The 16,403-nt window shown below is 54.1% G+C and carries 18 protein-coding genes; 7 read left to right on the forward strand and 11 right to left on the reverse strand.

What is annotated here, in order from left to right; genetic code table 11:
* Positions 1-10 precede the first annotated feature (10 nt).
* From maiA to F384_RS11440, 4 genes are read right to left on the reverse strand one after another with little or no spacing between them, the layout of a single operon-like run.
* The gene (gene maiA / locus F384_RS11425; protein WP_046481603.1) at positions 11-655 is read right to left on the reverse strand and encodes a maleylacetoacetate isomerase; all 645 of its coding nucleotides are present in this window, start codon (positions 653-655) and stop codon (positions 11-13) included.
* 8 nt (positions 656-663) lie between these two features.
* Positions 664-1,365 carry a fumarylacetoacetate hydrolase family protein gene (locus F384_RS11430; protein ID WP_046481604.1) on the reverse strand — a complete coding sequence of 234 codons (702 nt, stop codon included), beginning with the start codon at positions 1,363-1,365 and terminating at the stop codon, positions 664-666.
* A gap of 14 nt (positions 1,366-1,379) precedes the next feature.
* Positions 1,380-2,417 carry a gentisate 1,2-dioxygenase gene (gtdA, locus tag F384_RS11435; RefSeq protein WP_046481606.1) on the reverse strand — a complete coding sequence of 346 codons (1,038 nt, stop codon included), beginning with the start codon at positions 2,415-2,417 and terminating at the stop codon, positions 1,380-1,382.
* 11 nt (positions 2,418-2,428) lie between these two features.
* Complete coding sequence (locus tag F384_RS11440; RefSeq protein ID WP_046481608.1) at positions 2,429-3,787, reverse strand: MFS transporter; 1,359 nt, start codon at positions 3,785-3,787, stop codon at positions 2,429-2,431.
* A 126-nt stretch (positions 3,788-3,913) separates the two neighbouring features.
* Between F384_RS11440 and F384_RS11445 the strand changes: the two genes are divergently transcribed.
* From F384_RS11445 to cdd, 4 genes are all read left to right on the forward strand, one after another.
* A complete protein-coding gene (locus tag F384_RS11445) occupies positions 3,914-4,822 on the forward strand; it encodes a LysR family transcriptional regulator (protein ID WP_042317990.1) in 909 nt (302 codons plus the stop codon).
* A 131-nt stretch (positions 4,823-4,953) separates the two neighbouring features.
* Positions 4,954-5,352, forward strand: coding sequence for a CidA/LrgA family protein (locus F384_RS11450; protein WP_046481609.1), 399 nt, complete (start codon positions 4,954-4,956; stop codon positions 5,350-5,352).
* Positions 5,349-6,044, forward strand: a complete 696-nt coding sequence (locus tag F384_RS11455; RefSeq protein ID WP_046481611.1) for a CidB/LrgB family autolysis modulator — start codon at positions 5,349-5,351, stop codon at positions 6,042-6,044. Before F384_RS11450 ends, F384_RS11455 begins: the two co-directional genes overlap by 4 nt.
* Positions 6,045-6,173: 129 nt before the next feature.
* Entirely contained in the window at positions 6,174-7,058 is an 885-nt protein-coding gene (gene cdd / locus F384_RS11460) for a cytidine deaminase (RefSeq protein ID WP_046481612.1), read from the forward strand.
* Between the two features lie 46 nt (positions 7,059-7,104).
* On the opposite strand, the gene F384_RS29870 is transcribed toward cdd, so the two are convergent.
* Complete coding sequence (locus tag F384_RS29870; RefSeq protein ID WP_155403993.1) at positions 7,105-7,275, reverse strand: hypothetical protein; 171 nt, start codon at positions 7,273-7,275, stop codon at positions 7,105-7,107.
* On the opposite strand from F384_RS29870, the gene sanA reads away from it, so the two are divergent.
* Together sanA and F384_RS11470 are read left to right on the forward strand one after the other, a co-directional pair.
* A complete protein-coding gene (sanA, locus tag F384_RS11465) occupies positions 7,274-7,993 on the forward strand; it encodes an outer membrane permeability protein SanA (RefSeq protein WP_046481616.1) in 720 nt (239 codons plus the stop codon). The two genes, F384_RS29870 and sanA, sit on opposite strands and share 2 nt — an antisense overlap.
* A gap of 3 nt (positions 7,994-7,996) precedes the next feature.
* Positions 7,997-8,236 carry a DUF2542 family protein gene (locus F384_RS11470; RefSeq protein ID WP_046481618.1) on the forward strand — a complete coding sequence of 80 codons (240 nt, stop codon included), beginning with the start codon at positions 7,997-7,999 and terminating at the stop codon, positions 8,234-8,236.
* A 49-nt stretch (positions 8,237-8,285) separates the two neighbouring features.
* On the opposite strand, the gene mglC is transcribed toward F384_RS11470, so the two are convergent.
* The 6 genes from mglC to folE all read right to left on the reverse strand — a co-directional run bounded on the left by mglC (position 8,286) and on the right by folE (position 15,201).
* Complete coding sequence (gene mglC / locus F384_RS11475) at positions 8,286-9,296, reverse strand: galactose/methyl galactoside ABC transporter permease MglC (protein WP_046481620.1); 1,011 nt, start codon at positions 9,294-9,296, stop codon at positions 8,286-8,288.
* Positions 9,297-9,311: 15 nt separating this feature from the next.
* A complete protein-coding gene (mglA, locus tag F384_RS11480; RefSeq protein ID WP_046481622.1) occupies positions 9,312-10,832 on the reverse strand; it encodes a galactose/methyl galactoside ABC transporter ATP-binding protein MglA in 1,521 nt (506 codons plus the stop codon).
* 67 nt (positions 10,833-10,899) lie between these two features.
* Positions 10,900-11,898, reverse strand: coding sequence for a galactose/glucose ABC transporter substrate-binding protein MglB (mglB, locus tag F384_RS11485; protein ID WP_046481624.1), 999 nt, complete (start codon positions 11,896-11,898; stop codon positions 10,900-10,902).
* Between the two features lie 294 nt (positions 11,899-12,192).
* A complete protein-coding gene (gene galS, locus F384_RS11490) occupies positions 12,193-13,218 on the reverse strand; it encodes an HTH-type transcriptional regulator GalS (RefSeq protein ID WP_046481626.1) in 1,026 nt (341 codons plus the stop codon).
* 142 nt (positions 13,219-13,360) lie between these two features.
* Positions 13,361-14,518, reverse strand: a complete 1,158-nt coding sequence (yeiB, locus tag F384_RS11495; RefSeq protein WP_046481628.1) for a DUF418 domain-containing protein YeiB — start codon at positions 14,516-14,518, stop codon at positions 13,361-13,363.
* A gap of 14 nt (positions 14,519-14,532) precedes the next feature.
* A complete protein-coding gene (gene folE, locus F384_RS11500; protein WP_012131616.1) occupies positions 14,533-15,201 on the reverse strand; it encodes a GTP cyclohydrolase I FolE in 669 nt (222 codons plus the stop codon).
* Between the two features lie 307 nt (positions 15,202-15,508).
* Here folE and fghA point away from each other — a divergent pair, with 307 nt between their 5' ends.
* The gene (gene fghA / locus F384_RS11505; RefSeq protein ID WP_046481630.1) at positions 15,509-16,345 is read left to right on the forward strand and encodes an S-formylglutathione hydrolase; all 837 of its coding nucleotides are present in this window, start codon (positions 15,509-15,511) and stop codon (positions 16,343-16,345) included.
* The last annotated feature ends 58 nt before the right edge of the window (positions 16,346-16,403 follow it).

A 16,403-nucleotide genomic window follows, 5' to 3' on the forward strand; every position in this document is an offset into this window, starting at 1 on the left:
ATTCTCCTTCTCAGGCTGAGATTTTATCTTGTTGATTTTCGGGGGCTGCCGCGATGAACGCCGGTAGCTGCGTACAGGCGTCATACACCGCTTTACAGCGTGGATAATCGCTCAGATCGCACCCCATTCTTAACGCATTCGCCCATTGCGGGACCAGGCAGCAGTCGGCAAGCGTCGGCGCATTGCCCACGCAGTAGTTCTGCGACTGGCTCTGACGCAACAGCTGTTCGACGGCGCTTAACCCTTGCTGGATCCAGTGCGCGTACCAGCGTTTTTTCTCTTCTTCACTGACCTTCAGTTCCTCGCTCAGATAGCGCAGCACCCGCAGGTTGTTTACCGGGTGAATATCGCAAGCGATGGCATAGACGATTTCCAGCACCTGCGTACGCGCCGGATCGCTGACGGGCAACAACCGTGACTGCGGAAAATGCCGGTCCAGCCAGTCGATGATGGCCAGCGACTGACCAAGCGCTTCGCCGTCATCGGTCACCAGCGTCGGCACCAGCCCCACCGGATTCATCCGCCGGTAGGCCAGTTCGTTTTGTTGACCGATACGAATATTGACGCCCACCGTCTGGTAGTCGATGCCCTTTAATGCCAGCGCGATACGTACGCGGTATGACGCCGAGCTGTTAAAAAAACTGTACAGCTTCATACATCACCTCAGACAATCTTCACTGAGAGAGGCGTCAACCCGTCCACGCCACCGGTGATCACATCCCCTTTCACCACGGCGCCGACGCCTTCCGGCGTACCGGTGAAGATCAGATCGCCCGGTTGCAATTCGAAGAAACCGGACAGATAGCTGATCGTTTCATTCACCGACCAGATCAGATGGCGAATGTCGCTGCGCTGATGATCGTTGCCGTTGACCTGTAACCAGATAGGCGCGGAGGTGATATCCGCAATCTCGTCCGCTTTATGCAGCGGCGCGATGGGCGCAGAGAGATCGAACGCTTTGCCGATTTCCCACGGACGCCCCATCTGACGCATTTCCATCTGGCGATCGCGACGGGTCATATCCAACCCGGTGGCGTAACCCCAGATGTATTCATGGGCTTTTTCTAACGGGATGTCGCCGCCCTTTTTACCGATGGCGACCACCAGCTCAATTTCATAGTGGTAGTTGTCCGTTTGCGCCGGGTACGGCAGCGCTAACGTTTCACCGGCGGCAACCGGCACAACCGCATCGGCAGGCTTACAGAAAAAGAACGGCGGTTCACGGTCCGGATCAAACCCCATTTCGCGGGCATGGGCGGCATAGTTGCGTCCCACGCAGTACACGCGACGGACGGGGAACTGCGCATCGCTGCCGACAACCGGTACGGTCACGGGGGCTTGCGGGGCAAATACGTACTGAGTCATGGTTCTCTCCCAAATTAATCGCGGGCTTCGCGGAACAACCCGAGGGCTTCCTGTACCGGTCGGTCCGAAAAACTGAATAAAACGGTCTCATCGGTGGTTTTGAACGACACGCCGCGCCAGGTCGGAACCACAAAAATATCTTTGGCTGAAAAACGGAAGGTCTCGTTGCCGACGGTGACCTCACCCGCCCCTTCCACGACGTGGTAAATGGTGCTGTCAGTGGTACGCGCCACCCGCGAGGTAAAACCTTTTGGCAACAGTTGCAGGAACGTGCCCATCGATGGCATCGGGTAGCCGCCGGTTACCGGGTTGACATAGCGCATCTTGTAGCCATCCCACTCGTCGGCATCGCCCAGACGCGTCAGGTCATGTAACGCTTCGCGACTGCGGTCATAGCGATAGTTGAAAATTGGCGATGAGTTACCTTTCTGGTGACGCAACGGCAGCATGTTGGCGGCATAGCGCGGCAGATAGTCGCCCTCTTTGCGCGAGACCGGCTGCTGATCTTCCGGGTAATCTTCAGCAAAACCGCAGCCCAAAAGGTTGACCAGCGGCAGATCCAGACCGTCCAGCCAGACCACCGGCTCATCGCCAGGGTTACCGTGATCGTGCCATTGCCACTGCGGGGTCAGAATAAAGTCGCCGGTGTGCATCTGGGTGCGCTCGCCGTCCACGGCCGTAAACGCGCCTTTCCCTTCGACGATAAAGCGTAATGCCGACTGGTTATGACGATGGCTGGGTGCAACTTCCCCCGGCATGATCAACTGCAACCCCGCGTAGAGCGTTGACGTGATGGAGGACTGCCCGCGTAACATCGGGTTTTCCAGGACCAGCACACGACGAATCGCCTCTTTCGCGCCAATCAGGTTGCCGCTTTCCAGCAGCAGCGGGCGAATTTCCTGGTAGTTCCAGTACGCGGGCGCACAGGTTGGATTCGGCGTTTTCGGCACCAGATGGTGCAGTGATTCCCACAGTGGGGTCAGGTTCTGCCCCGAAATATGCTGGTAAAACTGCTGACGGCTGTTTTTAACATCCTGATTTTGTTCTGACATAGGGATTCTCCTTATTCGTTCACGACGCTTGCGTGCGGCAAAACGTCAGGGACAGAGGCGGACTGGCGGACGACGACCGTCAGGACGGCTAACATCACCGCGCTGATGATCGCCGGAACCGCGATAATGAAAAACAAGGTATCGAAAGAGAAATTCATCGCCATCATCACGCCACCGGAAAGCGAACCAACAATCGCGCCGCAGCGTCCCACCGCGTTGGACCAGCTTACGCCCGTCGCCCGACTCTGTGTGGGATAGAGCGTGGCGGTTAAGGCGTTGAGGCCCACCTGCGATCCGCTGATACCCACCCCGGTACCGAAGATCGCCAGCGCCATCAACCATAACCCGTTTTCGCTCAGACCAATCATGACGATGCATACCGCCCCCAGCGCGTAACTCACGGCCAGCACCCGGAACGGATTGTGTTTATCCATCAGCACGCCCAGTGCCAGCGCGCCGAGCGTACCGCCAACCTGAAACGCCGCCGTCACCCAGGAAGCCTGTTGCAGGTCAATCCCGCGATGGTTCAACAGCGTCGGCATCCAGCTCGACAGCAGATAGATGATTAACAGACTCATGAAGAACACCACCCATAACATCAGGGTAATGGGCAACTGACGCCCCACAAACAGCTGGCGAATGCTGCCTTTGGCAATCGCCGCAGCCTCCTGGAGGTAAAACTGCGTATTGTCGTAACGTTCGCCGGTGATCGCGCTGACCGTTCTGGCGATGGTTGCCTGCGGTAGCTGGCGACGTACCTGCCAGCGCGGAGATTCCGGCAGGACTGCGAGCAGTACGAAGAACAGCATCAGCGGTAACACGCCGCCGAGGACCAGAATTCCGTGCCAGCCGATGACCGGCACCAGTTGCGCGCTGACAATCCCGCCCATTGCGGAACCGAGAGTAAAGCCGCAGAACATCAGGGTGACCAGCGCGCCACGGCGGCGGGCTGGCAGGTATTCAGAGGTCATCGTGATGGTGTTTGGCATGGCGCCGCCCAGACCCAGACCGGTCAGAAAGCGCAGGATGACCAGCGTTTGCAGATCCGGCGAAAAGGCGGAAATCAGGCTCAGCGCGCCGAACAGCGCCACGCAGAGCTCAATCACCCGTTTGCGACCGAAACGGTCAGACAGCGGTCCGCAAAGTAAGGCGCCAGCGGTAAGTCCTAACAGACCCGCGCCGAACAGCGGTGCCAGGTCTGCGGCCGTTAACTGCCAGTGGGTACGAATGTCGGGTGCAATAAAGCCAATGGCGGCAGTATCAAAACCATCAAGCATGACCACCAGAAAGCAGCAGATGATCACCCGCCACTGTGTCTTGCTGACAGGAGCAGCATCGATCAGAGCTTGTAGTTCACGTCGTTGAGTCATAGTGAATGCCTCGGTGCAGGTAGGGACAGATGTTGTTTTGTTTTAGGTATGTTACGAGTTTGTAGACTGGGCGATAAAATGTACAATGGCATTTCATGCAGAGACATAACCTGGAGGTTATCGCTGATGGCAAACTGGGCGCAAAAACTGAAGCTGCACCATCTGCAAATGCTGGTGGCGCTGGGCGAACAAGGGAATCTCACGCACGTCGCGCGGATGATGAATATCACCCAGCCCGCGCTGTCGAAATGGCTGTCACAGCTCGAAGATGAGATGGGGATCACGCTCTTTGAACGTCACAGTAAAGGTCTGCGACCCTCGGAAGGCGGCAAGTTGCTGCTGCAACACGCCCAGCGCTTAATCAATGACATGGAGCGTTCACAGTATGAAATGGCACGTTTTAAAGAAGGCGGGCTGGTAGGGAGCCTGAAGATTGGCTGCTCGCCGGTGGCGACCGACTGTGTGTCGCAGGCGATCCTCAATCTGCTCGTTGAGATGCCGACGCTGCATCTTAACATTGAAGAAAAGGTCATGACGCCGCTGCTGCACGATCTGCTTGCCGGCTCCGTGGATGTGGTGGTGGGTCGCGTCGGTGGGCGAGCGCTGCAACTCCCGCTCAATTATCAGGTGCTGTATACCGAACCCGTTTGCTTTGTCGCCCGTCCCCACCATCCGCTCGCGAAGTTTGACACCCTGAGCTGGGCCGATCTCGCGCACTGGCGCTGGATTGTCTGGCCGACGGGAACGCCCATCCGCCTGAGTATTGATAACGCGCTGGTTGATAACGGGGTGATGCTGCCGGAAAACACCATCGAATCGGCATCAATGAACGTCAGCACCAACCTGCTGCAAAGCAGCGATATGATCTCTATCCTTTCGTTACGGCTGGCGCAACGCTATGCCAGCCAGGGACAACTGGTGATCCTCAACCTGCCGAAGATCGAACAAAAGGGCAGCGTGGGGGTGTTCTGGCGCAATAATGAGACGCCGTCCAGCGCACTGAGTCGTTTCTTGCAACTGCTGGCACAAGTTTAGCGCCACGTATTGGGGACATTGCCCAATGTTCCCGCAGTCTATCTTCAGTATGCTAAGAATTCATGATGTGATCGATAGCACGTTTTAAAGTTTAATTGTATGATGAATCCGTCGCTTCAAGGAATTACAACATGAGCAAGACACTGAATATCATCTGGCAATACTTGCGCGCTTTCGTGCTGATTTATGCCTGTCTGTATGCAGGCATTTTTATTGCGTCCCTGCTGCCCGTCGCCATTTCAGGCAGCATCATCGGGATGCTGATCCTGTTTGTGCTGCTGGCACTGCAAATCATTCCAGCAAAATGGGTCAACCCCGGCTGCTATGTGCTGATTCGCTATATGGCGCTGCTGTTTGTACCGATTGGCGTCGGTGTCATGCAGTACTTCGATCTGCTGCGCGCGCAGTTTGGTCCGGTGGTGGTGTCGTGCGCAATCAGTACGCTGGTGGTTTTTCTGGTGGTGAGCTGGAGTTCGCACCTGGTCCACGGTGAACGCAAAGTGGTTGGTCAGAAAGGGTCTAAAGAATGATGTCGTCAATCTGGTGGTCTTTACCGCTGACGCTGGCGGTTTTTTTCGGCGCGCGCAAACTGGCTGCACGTTTTAAATTTCCTTTGCTGAATCCGCTGCTGGTGGCGATGGTGGTGATTATCCCGTTCCTCCTGCTGAGCGGTATCTCCTACGACAGCTATTTTAAAGGCAGCGAGGTGTTGAATGACCTGCTGCAACCGGCGGTGGTGGCGCTGGCCTACCCGCTGTACGAACAATTGCATCAGATCCGTGCCCGCTGGAAGTCAATCATTACTATCTGCTTTGTCGGGAGCATTGTAGCCATGGTGACCGGCACCTCGGTGGCGCTGCTGATGGGCGCAACGCCTGAAATCGCCGCCTCCGTCTTACCGAAATCCGTCACCACGCCGATTGCGATGGCCGTCGGCGGCAGCATCGGCGGCATCCCGGCGGTCAGCGCCGTGTGCGTGATTTTCGTCGGTATTCTCGGCGCCGTCTTTGGTCATACGTTGTTAAACGCCATGCGCATTAAAACCAAAGCCGCGCGCGGGCTGGCGATGGGCACCGCGTCTCACGCCCTCGGCACCGCCCGCTGTGCAGAACTGGATTATCAGGAAGGCGCATTCAGTTCACTGGCGCTGGTGATTTGCGGGATTATTACCTCACTGATCGCCCCGTTCCTGTTTCCGATTATTCTCGCGGTTATGGGCTAAAATTTGCGATACGTCGCGCATTTTTAATTTAAGTTTCATAAGTTGCATACACAATGAGATTACGATCACACATATGACCGTAACAGGCCCGTACACTACGATCCCAATACATTGTTATGAGGCAACGCCATGCACCCACGTTTTCAAACTGCCTTTAGCCAACTTGCAGATAATCTGCAATCCGCGCTGGCACCTATCCTGGCGGATACGCATTTCCCCGCTTCGCTAACGGCTGAGCAGGTATCAATGCTTAAAAGCGCAACGGGACTGGACGAAGACGCGCTGGCATTTGCACTGCTGCCGCTGGCTGCGGCCTGCGCCTGTACGCCATTGTCCAACTTCAACGTCGGCGCGATTGCGCGCGGCGTGAGCGGAACATGGTACTTCGGCGCCAACATGGAATTCCTCGGCGCGACCATGCAGCAGACGGTTCATGCTGAACAAAGCGCCATCAGCCACGCCTGGTTGCGCGGCGAGAAAGGCCTCGCGGCGATCACCGTTAACTACACCCCTTGTGGCCACTGCCGTCAGTTTATGAACGAACTGAACAGCGGACTGGATCTGCGCATTCATCTGCCCGGTCGCGAACCGCATACGCTGCGCGATTATTTGCCGGATGCGTTTGGACCTAAAGATCTCGACATCAAAACGCTGCTGATGGATGAACAGGATCACGGTTTTGCCCCTCAGGGTGATGCGCTGGCGCAAGCGGCCATCGCCGCCGCGAGCCGCAGTCATATGCCGTACAGCCAGTCACCAAGCGGTGTGGCGCTGGAGTGCAAAGACGGGCGCATCTTTAGCGGAAGCTATGGCGAGAACGCCGCGTTTAACCCGACACTGCCACCGTTGCAGGGGGCGCTGATTCTGCTGAATCTGAACGGCTACGGTTATGCCGATATTCAACGGGCGGTTCTGGCGGAAAAAGCCGACGCGCCGCTGATCCAGTGGGATGCCACCGCCGCCACGCTGAAAGCGCTGGGTTGCAGTAACATTGATCGGGTGCTTTTGAGTTAATCGCCTGATGGCGTCAGTTCATAGGCCGGATAAGGCGTTTTCACCGTCATCCGGCCTCATCGCCTGATGGCGCTACGCTTATCAGGCCTGCACTGGTTTCGTTTGGCATGACGGCGTATTGCTGAAAATCCCCCCAATCAGACTGCTGTTTCTTGCGCTTCGACAGCGGGTACAGTAGCCTGATTGAAATTTCATCCAGTGACAGAGTCTTCTTCATGCTAAAGCGCGTACTCTACAGCCTGTTGGTCCTGATCGGCTTGCTGCTGTTGGTCGTGTTGGGCCTTGACCGCTGGATGAGCTGGAAAACCGCCCCCTATATTTACGATGAACTTCAGGACCTTCCCTACCGTCAGGTTGGCGTGGTACTCGGTACGGCAAAATATTATCGCACCGGGGTGATTAACCAGTATTACCGCTATCGTATTCAGGGCGCACTTAACGCCTACAACAGTGGCAAAGTGAACTACCTGCTGCTTAGCGGCGATAACGCGCTGCAAAGCTACAACGAACCGATGACCATGCGCAAAGATCTGATTGCCGCCGGCGTCGATCCTGCCGACATCGTGTTAGATTACGCCGGATTTCGCACTCTCGATTCGATTGTCCGCACCCGTAAAGTCTTCGACACCAATGATTTCATCATCATTACCCAGCGCTTTCACTGCGAGCGCGCGCTGTTTATCGCCCTGCATATGGGCATTCAGGCGCAGTGCTACGCCGTGCCTTCACCAAAGGATATGCTGACGGTTCGGGTTCGCGAATTTGGCGCACGCTTTGGCGCGCTGGTCGACCTGTATCTGTTTAAACGTGAACCCCGATTCCTCGGCCCGTTAGTGCCGATCCCCACCCTGCATCAGGTTCCTGACGATGCCCAGGGGTATCCCGCCGTGACACCAGAGCAATTACTTGAACTGCAAAAGAAACAAGGAAAATAAGCATTGGAAGACAAAACCCTCTTTATCGTGATTGGCGTACTGATGATCGTCGCCTGGACCCTGCGGGAAGGTATTAAGGGATTACGCTCCGGCGTCGTCGAGAAAACGGTCAAGGGCTCGCAAACACCGCGCTTAATTCAGCGTTCCGCGGAACCTGCCGCTTACTGGAGCTATATTGGCGTCTACTTTGGCCTTTCGGTTGGCGCGCTACTTGTGGGTATCTGGCTGGTTTTTATCAAATAAAAAACCGGCGCAAAACGTGTCTGCACCGGTTTGATTCTGCCTTGAAGGGTTACTTCTTACGCGCGTATTTCAGTGAATCCAGCGCGACCGCGAAGATGATAATGCCGCCCTTGATGATGTACTGCCAGTACGGGTTAACGCCGATGTAGGTCAGACCGTAGTTGATGACGGTAAAGATAATCACACCGGTCACCACACCGAACACGGTACCCACCCCGCCGCTAAACGACACACCGCCGACCACGCAGGCCGCGATCGCATCCAGTTCGTACATGAAGCCCAGGTTGTTGGTCGCCGAACCGATACGCCCAGCTTCCAGCAGACCGCCGAAGGCATAGAAGACACCGGACAGCGCATAGATCATCAGCAGGTTCAGCGCCACGTTCACACCTGACACTTTCGCCGCTTCCGGGTTACCGCCGATGGCGAAAATGTTTTTACCAAAGCGGGTTTTATTCCACAGCACCCAGACAAATGCGACGGCAATCAGCGCATAGAATGTGATATACGAAAGCCGGAAGCTGCCCAGTGCGATAAAGCCCTGTGCAAAGGTCGAGAAGCCGCTATCAAAACCCGAAATCGGTGAGGCCCCCACGAAGTCGTAATACAGGGAGTTGATCCCGTAGACGATAATCATCGTGCCGAGCGTGGTAATAAACGGCGTCACGTTCAGATAAGCGATGATAATCCCGTTCACCAGACCGATGATCGCGCCAATAACGCAGACAATCAGGATAACCAGCGCAATCGGCATGGTCGCCATTTCCGGAAACACTTTATTGACGTTATCCATTGACTGCAGCAGCGTTGCCGCCACCACCGCCGCCAGCCCAACCTGACGACCGGCAGACAGGTCAGTCCCCTGGGTAACAATCAGACCCGCCACCCCCAGCGCAATAATAATACGCACGGAAGACTGGGTCAGAATATTACTTAAGTTAAGCAGACTTAAGAACGTGGGATCCTGGAAAATAATAATGGCCAGCAAGACTAAAAGAACGACGTAAATACCGCCCTCTTTCAGATAAGTAAGAAAACTTTTCTTATTTAACGCACTCATGAGGAGCCCCTGATCTTAAAGGTGCAAAGACGCAAGACGCAGAATTTCGTTTTGCGTTGTCGTTTTTGTATCAACAATTCCAGAAACGAGGCCGTTGCTCATGACCAGAATACGATCTGTTATCCCTAACAATTCCGGCATTTCGGAGGAGATGATAATGATCCCCTTACCTTTTTTCGCCAGTTCCGCAATTAACTGATAAATTTCAAACTTCGCACCGACGTCGATCCCACGGGTGGGTTCGTCGAGCATTAAAATTTCCGGTTGCGTCAGCAGCCAGCGACCAATAACCACCTTCTGCTGGTTACCGCCCGAAAGCGAACCAATTTGCGTCTTGTGACCTGGCGTTTTTACCCGCATGGAATCAATCACCCATTGGGTATCGCTTTTCATTCGCGAGTTATCTAACAGACCGACTTTATTTTTATAATTCTGAATATTGGAAATTAAGGAGTTAAAACCAATGTCCAGGTAAGCATAAATACCGGTGGAACGACGCTCTTCTGTGACCAGCGCGAAACCGTGGTTAATGGCTTCATTCGCGCTATGGTTATTAATCTTTTTGCCGTGCAGCGTAATAGTACCCGATGATTTCTCACGGATACCAAATAGCGTTTCAACGATGTCAGTGCGTTTGGCGCCGACCAGTCCTGCAATACCGAGGATCTCGCCTTTATGCAAATCAAAAGAGATATCGCGGATCGATGGCTGGCGCAGCGAGGTCAGGTTACGCACTTCCAGAATGACTTCACCCGGCTTGTTGACTTTATCCGGGAATCGCTGGTTCAGGGAACGACCAACCATCATGGCGATGATCCTGTCCATATCCAGCCCTTCCAGCGGTTGCGTCGCAATCCACTGTCCGTCACGCAGAACGGTAATCTCATCGCACAACTGGAAAATTTCTTCCATTTTGTGGGAGATATAGACAATTCCGCAGCCACGTTCTTTCAGCTTGCGAATAATGGTGAACAGATGGTTGACCTCTTTTTCAGTTAACGAGGAGGTCGGTTCATCCATAATCACAATTTTCGCGTTATACGAAAACGCTTTGGCAATTTCGATCATCTGCATTTGCGACACGGACAATGTCCCGACACGCGCACGCGGATCGATATCAATATCCAGCTCGTCAAAAATAGCTTTGGTATCACGGTACATTTTTTCCTGATCGACAAACATACCTTTGGTGGGGTAACGTCCCAGCCACATGTTGTCCATTACAGAACGCTGTAATACCAGGTTTAATTCCTGGTGTACCATTGAAATACCATTCTCCAGCGCTTCTTTGGCTGAATGAAAATCGATTTCTTTACCCTGAAATAATATGCTGCCAGAATCTTTTTGATAGATCCCAAAAAGACATTTTAATAGTGTCGACTTTCCAGCGCCATTCTCTCCCATTAATGCATGAATCGAATGCGGGCGGACTTTTAAATTAACATTATCAAGTGCCTTAACGCCGGGAAAAGACTTGTTGATGCCGCTCATTTCCAACAAGAATTCGCCTGACGGCTGAGTAGTTGTGCTGACCATAATTATACCTTGTTGGCCTCGCAGAGTGCGTGATGAGAGGGCGCGATAATCATCGCGCCCCACAAACTTACTTCTTGGTGAACTCGGCCAGGTTATCTTTATCAACGCCTACGTAAGGAACGCGGACGATTTTATTGTCGATTTTCCACTCAGTGCCATCAGCGGCACCCTTGCCGTCAGCGAGGTTTTTCGCCAGATCAAAGGTCGCTTTAGCCTGGTTGTTCGCATCGTTCAGCACGGTACCGGCCAGTGCGCCGGATTTCACCAGCGCCAGCGCTTCTGGCAGCGCATCGACGCCAAAGACCGGTACGCTGGTTTTGTTGTGCGCTTTCAGCGCTTCAACAGCACCCATTGCCATCGCATCGTTGTTGGCGATAACCACTTCAATTTTGTTCGCGTTCGGACCGGAGAGCCACGCGTCCATTTTGTCTTTCGCCATTGCGGTGTCCCACATCGCGGTATCTAACTGCAGCTGCTCGGTTTTGATGCCTTTATCGTTCAGCTCTTTGATAACGTAAGTGGTACGCGCTTCAGCATCTGGATGACCCGGCTCGCCTTTCAGCAGCACAAACTGAATCTGACCGTCTTTGTTCAGATCCCAGCCCTGGTTTGCCGCCCAGTGTTTAGCGATCAGATCGCCCTGGATAATACCGGATTCTTTGGAGTCAGTACCGACGTAGTAAGCCTTGTCATAGCTGTCCAGGGCTTTGCGCGAAGGTTCTTTGTTGAAGAAGACGACCGGCACACCCTGGCCGCGCGCTTTCTCAATAACCGTACCCGCAGCCGCCGGGTCAACCAGGTTGATGGCCAGCGCTTTCACGCCTTTTGCCAACAGCACGTCAATCTGATCGTTCTGTTTCGACTGGTCGTTCTGCGAGTCGTTCATCAGCAGCTGAACATCAGGCGCCGCTTTCGCGTCTGCTTCGATAGCCTTACGCACCACGGACATAAAGTTATCGTCATATTTGTAGATTGTCACACCGATGCGAGTATCAGCAGCGTGCGCAGCCGCGCCGAATAACATGCTTGCCATAACGGCTGAAAGGGTTAACACCTTCTTATTCATGGTAACTCCGGTTTTATTATGCAGGGTAGTACGTAAGATAAATGCCCGGCGGGACAAAACGTTAATGAAGTGTTATGTGAACGCCGAAGCTCATTTTAAAAAAATCTCTCTTCCTTGCCCGGTAACGCTCCAGAAATAGGTTTTAATTTCGCTTAAAGCGCCTTTACCTCGGTAAAAGTGATTACTCACAGTTACATCGTAGTTACAGTGCGACAAGCGGTGCCATCATAGCGACGACAATGTTAAGATACTGTGAATTTACTCACATATTGAAAGCGGTTACATCTGGCGAAATTATAAGTTAGTGATCGCCGCCGCATTCTGTCGCACGGCAACCGAATGACGCCGCACGAGGGTCGGCATAAAGCAATGCGTCGCCGATAAATCCAGCGTTCCAGCCGCGCCCTGCAAGGCAAGTTCTGTCGCCAGTTTTGCCATAGAAGCAATGGGATAGCGCACCGTTGTCAGTTGGGGATCGGTGTAACGGGCGATGGGAATATCGTCAAAACCAATGATTGAAAGGTGTAAAGGGATGGAAATACCGTTGTCCTTCAGCGCCGTCAGCGCCCCGGCGGCCATATTGTCGTTATAGGCGAAGACGGCGGTTAACTGCAGGTTGCGTCCCAACAACTCCACCATCGCCGCCTCACCGCCCTGCATATCCGGCGATCCGATGCCGATCCAACTTTCCGGCGGGACAATGCCCTGCTCTTTGAGCGCGCTGCTCCACCCTTCCCGGCGCATGACGTCATCTTCAATGCGGTGGCTGGAGGCCAGATAACCAATACGCTGATGACCGTTATTCAATAGCATACGGGTTGCCATTTTCGCGCCGCTGATATTGTCCAGACAGACGCAGCGATGGGCATAGCCAGGGACAATACGGTTGATCAGCACCATGCCGGGGATCTGATCCATAAACTCGCCCAGTTCCCGATCGCTTAACGCTTTCGAGTGAACGATCAAGGCATTACACCGCTGGCGGATCAGTACCTCAATGGCATGACGCTCCTTTTCGGCTTCATGATAGCTGTTGCCGATCAGCACGTATTTCTGATGCTGCTGAGCAACCAGATCCACCGCTTTCACCAGCGCGCCAAAAAACGCATCGGAAACGTCCATCACCACCACGCCAATGGTTTCACTGACCTGCGTGGCCAGCGCCTGGGCATTGGCGTTTGGCCGATAGCCCAGCAGCGTCACCGCCTTCATTACCGCCTCGCGCGTATCGGGACTGACCAGCGCACTGTTGTTTAATACGCGGGAAACCGTCGCCACGGATACGCCTGCCTGACGCGCCACATCACGAATGGTGATCATATTCACTACCCTGTCTGGAATTGCAGTCACTCGCTGCATAACTGGCGGCTATTTTGTCAGCGGAGGGAAAAGGACTACGTGAGTGCGGTCACAGCGATGAAAGCGCTTACATCCATTTTGTTAATGATTGTGATCCAGATCGTTATCTGGATGTATGGGACAATGATATCCCTGACGCACGCAGGGTTAACTGCCGCCAGAGCCACTCCACCGGGCCCTGGGGAAAAAATCGCAGCCAGATAACGGAGAAAAGCAGGTTCGCCAGCCACACCGGGAAAACAAACAGCAGCAGCTCAAGACGGTCAAATTTCATAAATAAGCCGAATTGATAAAACAGTGTGGTGCAAATCAGGGTTTGCAGCAGATAATTCGTCAGCGCCATTCGTCCGACGCAGGCAATCGCGAGAACGATTTTACTGCGGCTAAGCTGCGGCCAGTAACCAAACATCAACGCGGTATAGCCGAGCGTCTGAAACGGCGCGCTGAGTTCACGCGGGGCCTGTAACAGGAAAGCACACCAGCGATAGTCCCAGTCCAGTTGCCACTGTGCGACCACGGCAGGTAGATTGATTAGCAGTCCCACAGCAACCAGTAAAAAGCCGCTGCGTCGATAATGCGAAAGGCGAAACTGTCCTTTCAGCCAGCCACTGCGCATCAGCGCGGCCCCGAGCAACATCATGCCCGCCAGTTGCCAGCCGTACTGCGCACCGAGCGCCAGCAGGCTGTTTGATAATCCTTCAACCCGATTGCTGATAGCGTCGACGCCGCCGTTAACTTTCCAGAATTTTTCATACAGTAAGGCTGAGGCATCCGGCGTCCAGGCACGATTAGAGGCGCTACCGGAAATCGCACCCAGTAACAACAGGACGCCAATTCCAACCAGATAGAGCAGCACCCCGGTGTTAAACAGGCTTTTCACCGACGGCGCATCGCGCACCAGTCGCCAGCAGATCAGCCCCACCAGCCCATAGGCCAGCAGAATATCGCCATCCCAGAACAGCAAAGCATGAATAAAACCGAGCAACACCAGCAGAGTCAGACGGGACTGGATCCAGCGCTTGCCGCGTGGCAGCAGCATTTGCAGGCCCGCCCCAAACAGCAGCGCAAAAAGGGTGAGGAATTTTACCTGGGCGAACAGATCCAGAATGGCCCAGGTCCAGGCATCTGAAGCGGTAATACTTCCGTACCAGGCAGGATTGAGATAAGCCGCCTTTGGCAGACCAAAGGCGCTGATATTCAACAGCAGGATGCCAAGGATGGCGACGCCACGAACAAAATCCAGCGTGACATTACGCTCCATAGCCCCTGCCTTAATCAGTTGTGATGACGTACCGCGCGCAAAAATTCCTGACGCGTATTCTGGCTTGATTTGAACAGGCCACCAAGCGAGGTGGTGGTGGTCGCACTGGTGGCGTCGCGAATACCGCGCGCTTTCACACAGTAATGCACTGCATCAATCGATACCGCCACGTTGTTGGTCCCCAGCAGGGTTTGCAGCGCAGTCAGGATTTGCTGCGTTAACCGCTCCTGTACCTGCGGACGTTGGGCAAAGAACTGGACAATGCGGTTGATCTTCGACAGACCAATCACAGAATCTTTCGGGATATAGGCCACGGTGGCTTTGCCATCAATGGTCACGAAGTGATGCTCACAGGTACTGGTCAGCGTGATGTCGCGTACCGTCACCATCTCATCGACTTTCATTTTGTTTTCAATGACGGTGATTTTCGGGAAATTGGCGTAATCCAGCCCCGAGAAAATCTCATCAACATACATTTTGGCGATGCGATGTGGCGTTTCCATCAGGCTGTCATCGCTCAGATCGAGATTCAACAACTGCATGATCTCGGTCATATGGCCTGAGATAAGACGTTTGCGCGTTTCGTTATCCATCTCATGCACGGGCGGACGCAGCGGCGTTTCCAGCCCTCGCGCTACCAGCGCTTCATGAACCAGGGCCGCTTCTTTACTGAGTGATGACATTTATTCTTCTCCTGCAGGTGTGGCGTCTCTGCCCTACGTGGGGCAAAGTTTTTAGGCTGTAGACAGCCTGATTATTGTGCGTGAGGCCGCGCACATAATCCAGTATTCGCAACGATAATTATTGAAATCGCCGTCGCCTTTCAAATCGTGTTTTGCAAAAGGCAGCGGGAAGGGTTATATCGACTGCTATCGATGATGAAGCATGTCTGCGCAATGCGGAAGTGAAAGTTACTCACAGTGCCATGAATTATCTGTATTATGGGGAGTTTGCGAACACATTCAGGTTCAACACAACAAGGAGCCACGCATGGAAATGCTCGAAGAGCACCGCTGTTTTGAAGGCTGGCAGCAACGCTGGCGACACGACTCCACCACGCTGAACTGCACAATGACGTTCAGCATTTTTCTCCCCCCGCCTCGCGATACCACCCCTCCGCCGGTGCTGTACTGGCTGTCCGGGTTAACCTGTAATGATGAAAACTTTACCACCAAAGCTGGCGCGCAGCGTATTGCGGCAGAATTGGGTATCGTTTTAGTCATGCCGGATACCAGCCCACGCGGCGAACAGGTCGCCAACGATGAAGGTTATGATCTGGGCCAGGGAGCCGGTTTTTATCTCAATGCGACGCAGCAACCCTGGGCTGCCCATTTCCGCATGTATGACTACGTGCGCGATGAACTCCCGGCGCTGATTCAGGCGCATTTTAACGTCAGCGAACGCTGCGCGATCAGTGGACACTCAATGGGCGGGCACGGCGCGCTGATCATGGCGTTGAAAAATCCGGGCAAGTACACCAGCGTCTCCGCCTTCGCGCCAATCGTTAATCCGTGCCGCGTTCCCTGGGGCGAGAAAGCGTTTCGCGCCTATCTGGGTGAAGATCACGCCGCATGGGCCCAATGGGACAGCTGTGCACTGATGTACGCCAGCCAGCCGGAAGATGCCATCCCGACGCTGATTGACCAGGGTGACAGCGATCAGTTTCTGGCCGATCAGCTACAACCCGCCGTTCTTGCAGAAGCCGCTCGTCAAACCGCCTGGCCGATGACGTTGCGTATTCAGCCCGGCTACGATCACAGCTATTACTTTATTGCCTCATTCATTGAGGATCATCTGCGCTTCCATGCCGAACATTTGATGAAATAACCCCAGGAGGGCAATGCGCCCTCCTTTTCTTCGTTACTTCTCCATTATTTCTTCATTT

The organism is Citrobacter amalonaticus Y19 (genome assembly GCF_000981805.1).
Taxonomy (GTDB): Bacteria; Pseudomonadota; Gammaproteobacteria; order Enterobacterales; family Enterobacteriaceae; genus Citrobacter_A; species Citrobacter_A amalonaticus_C.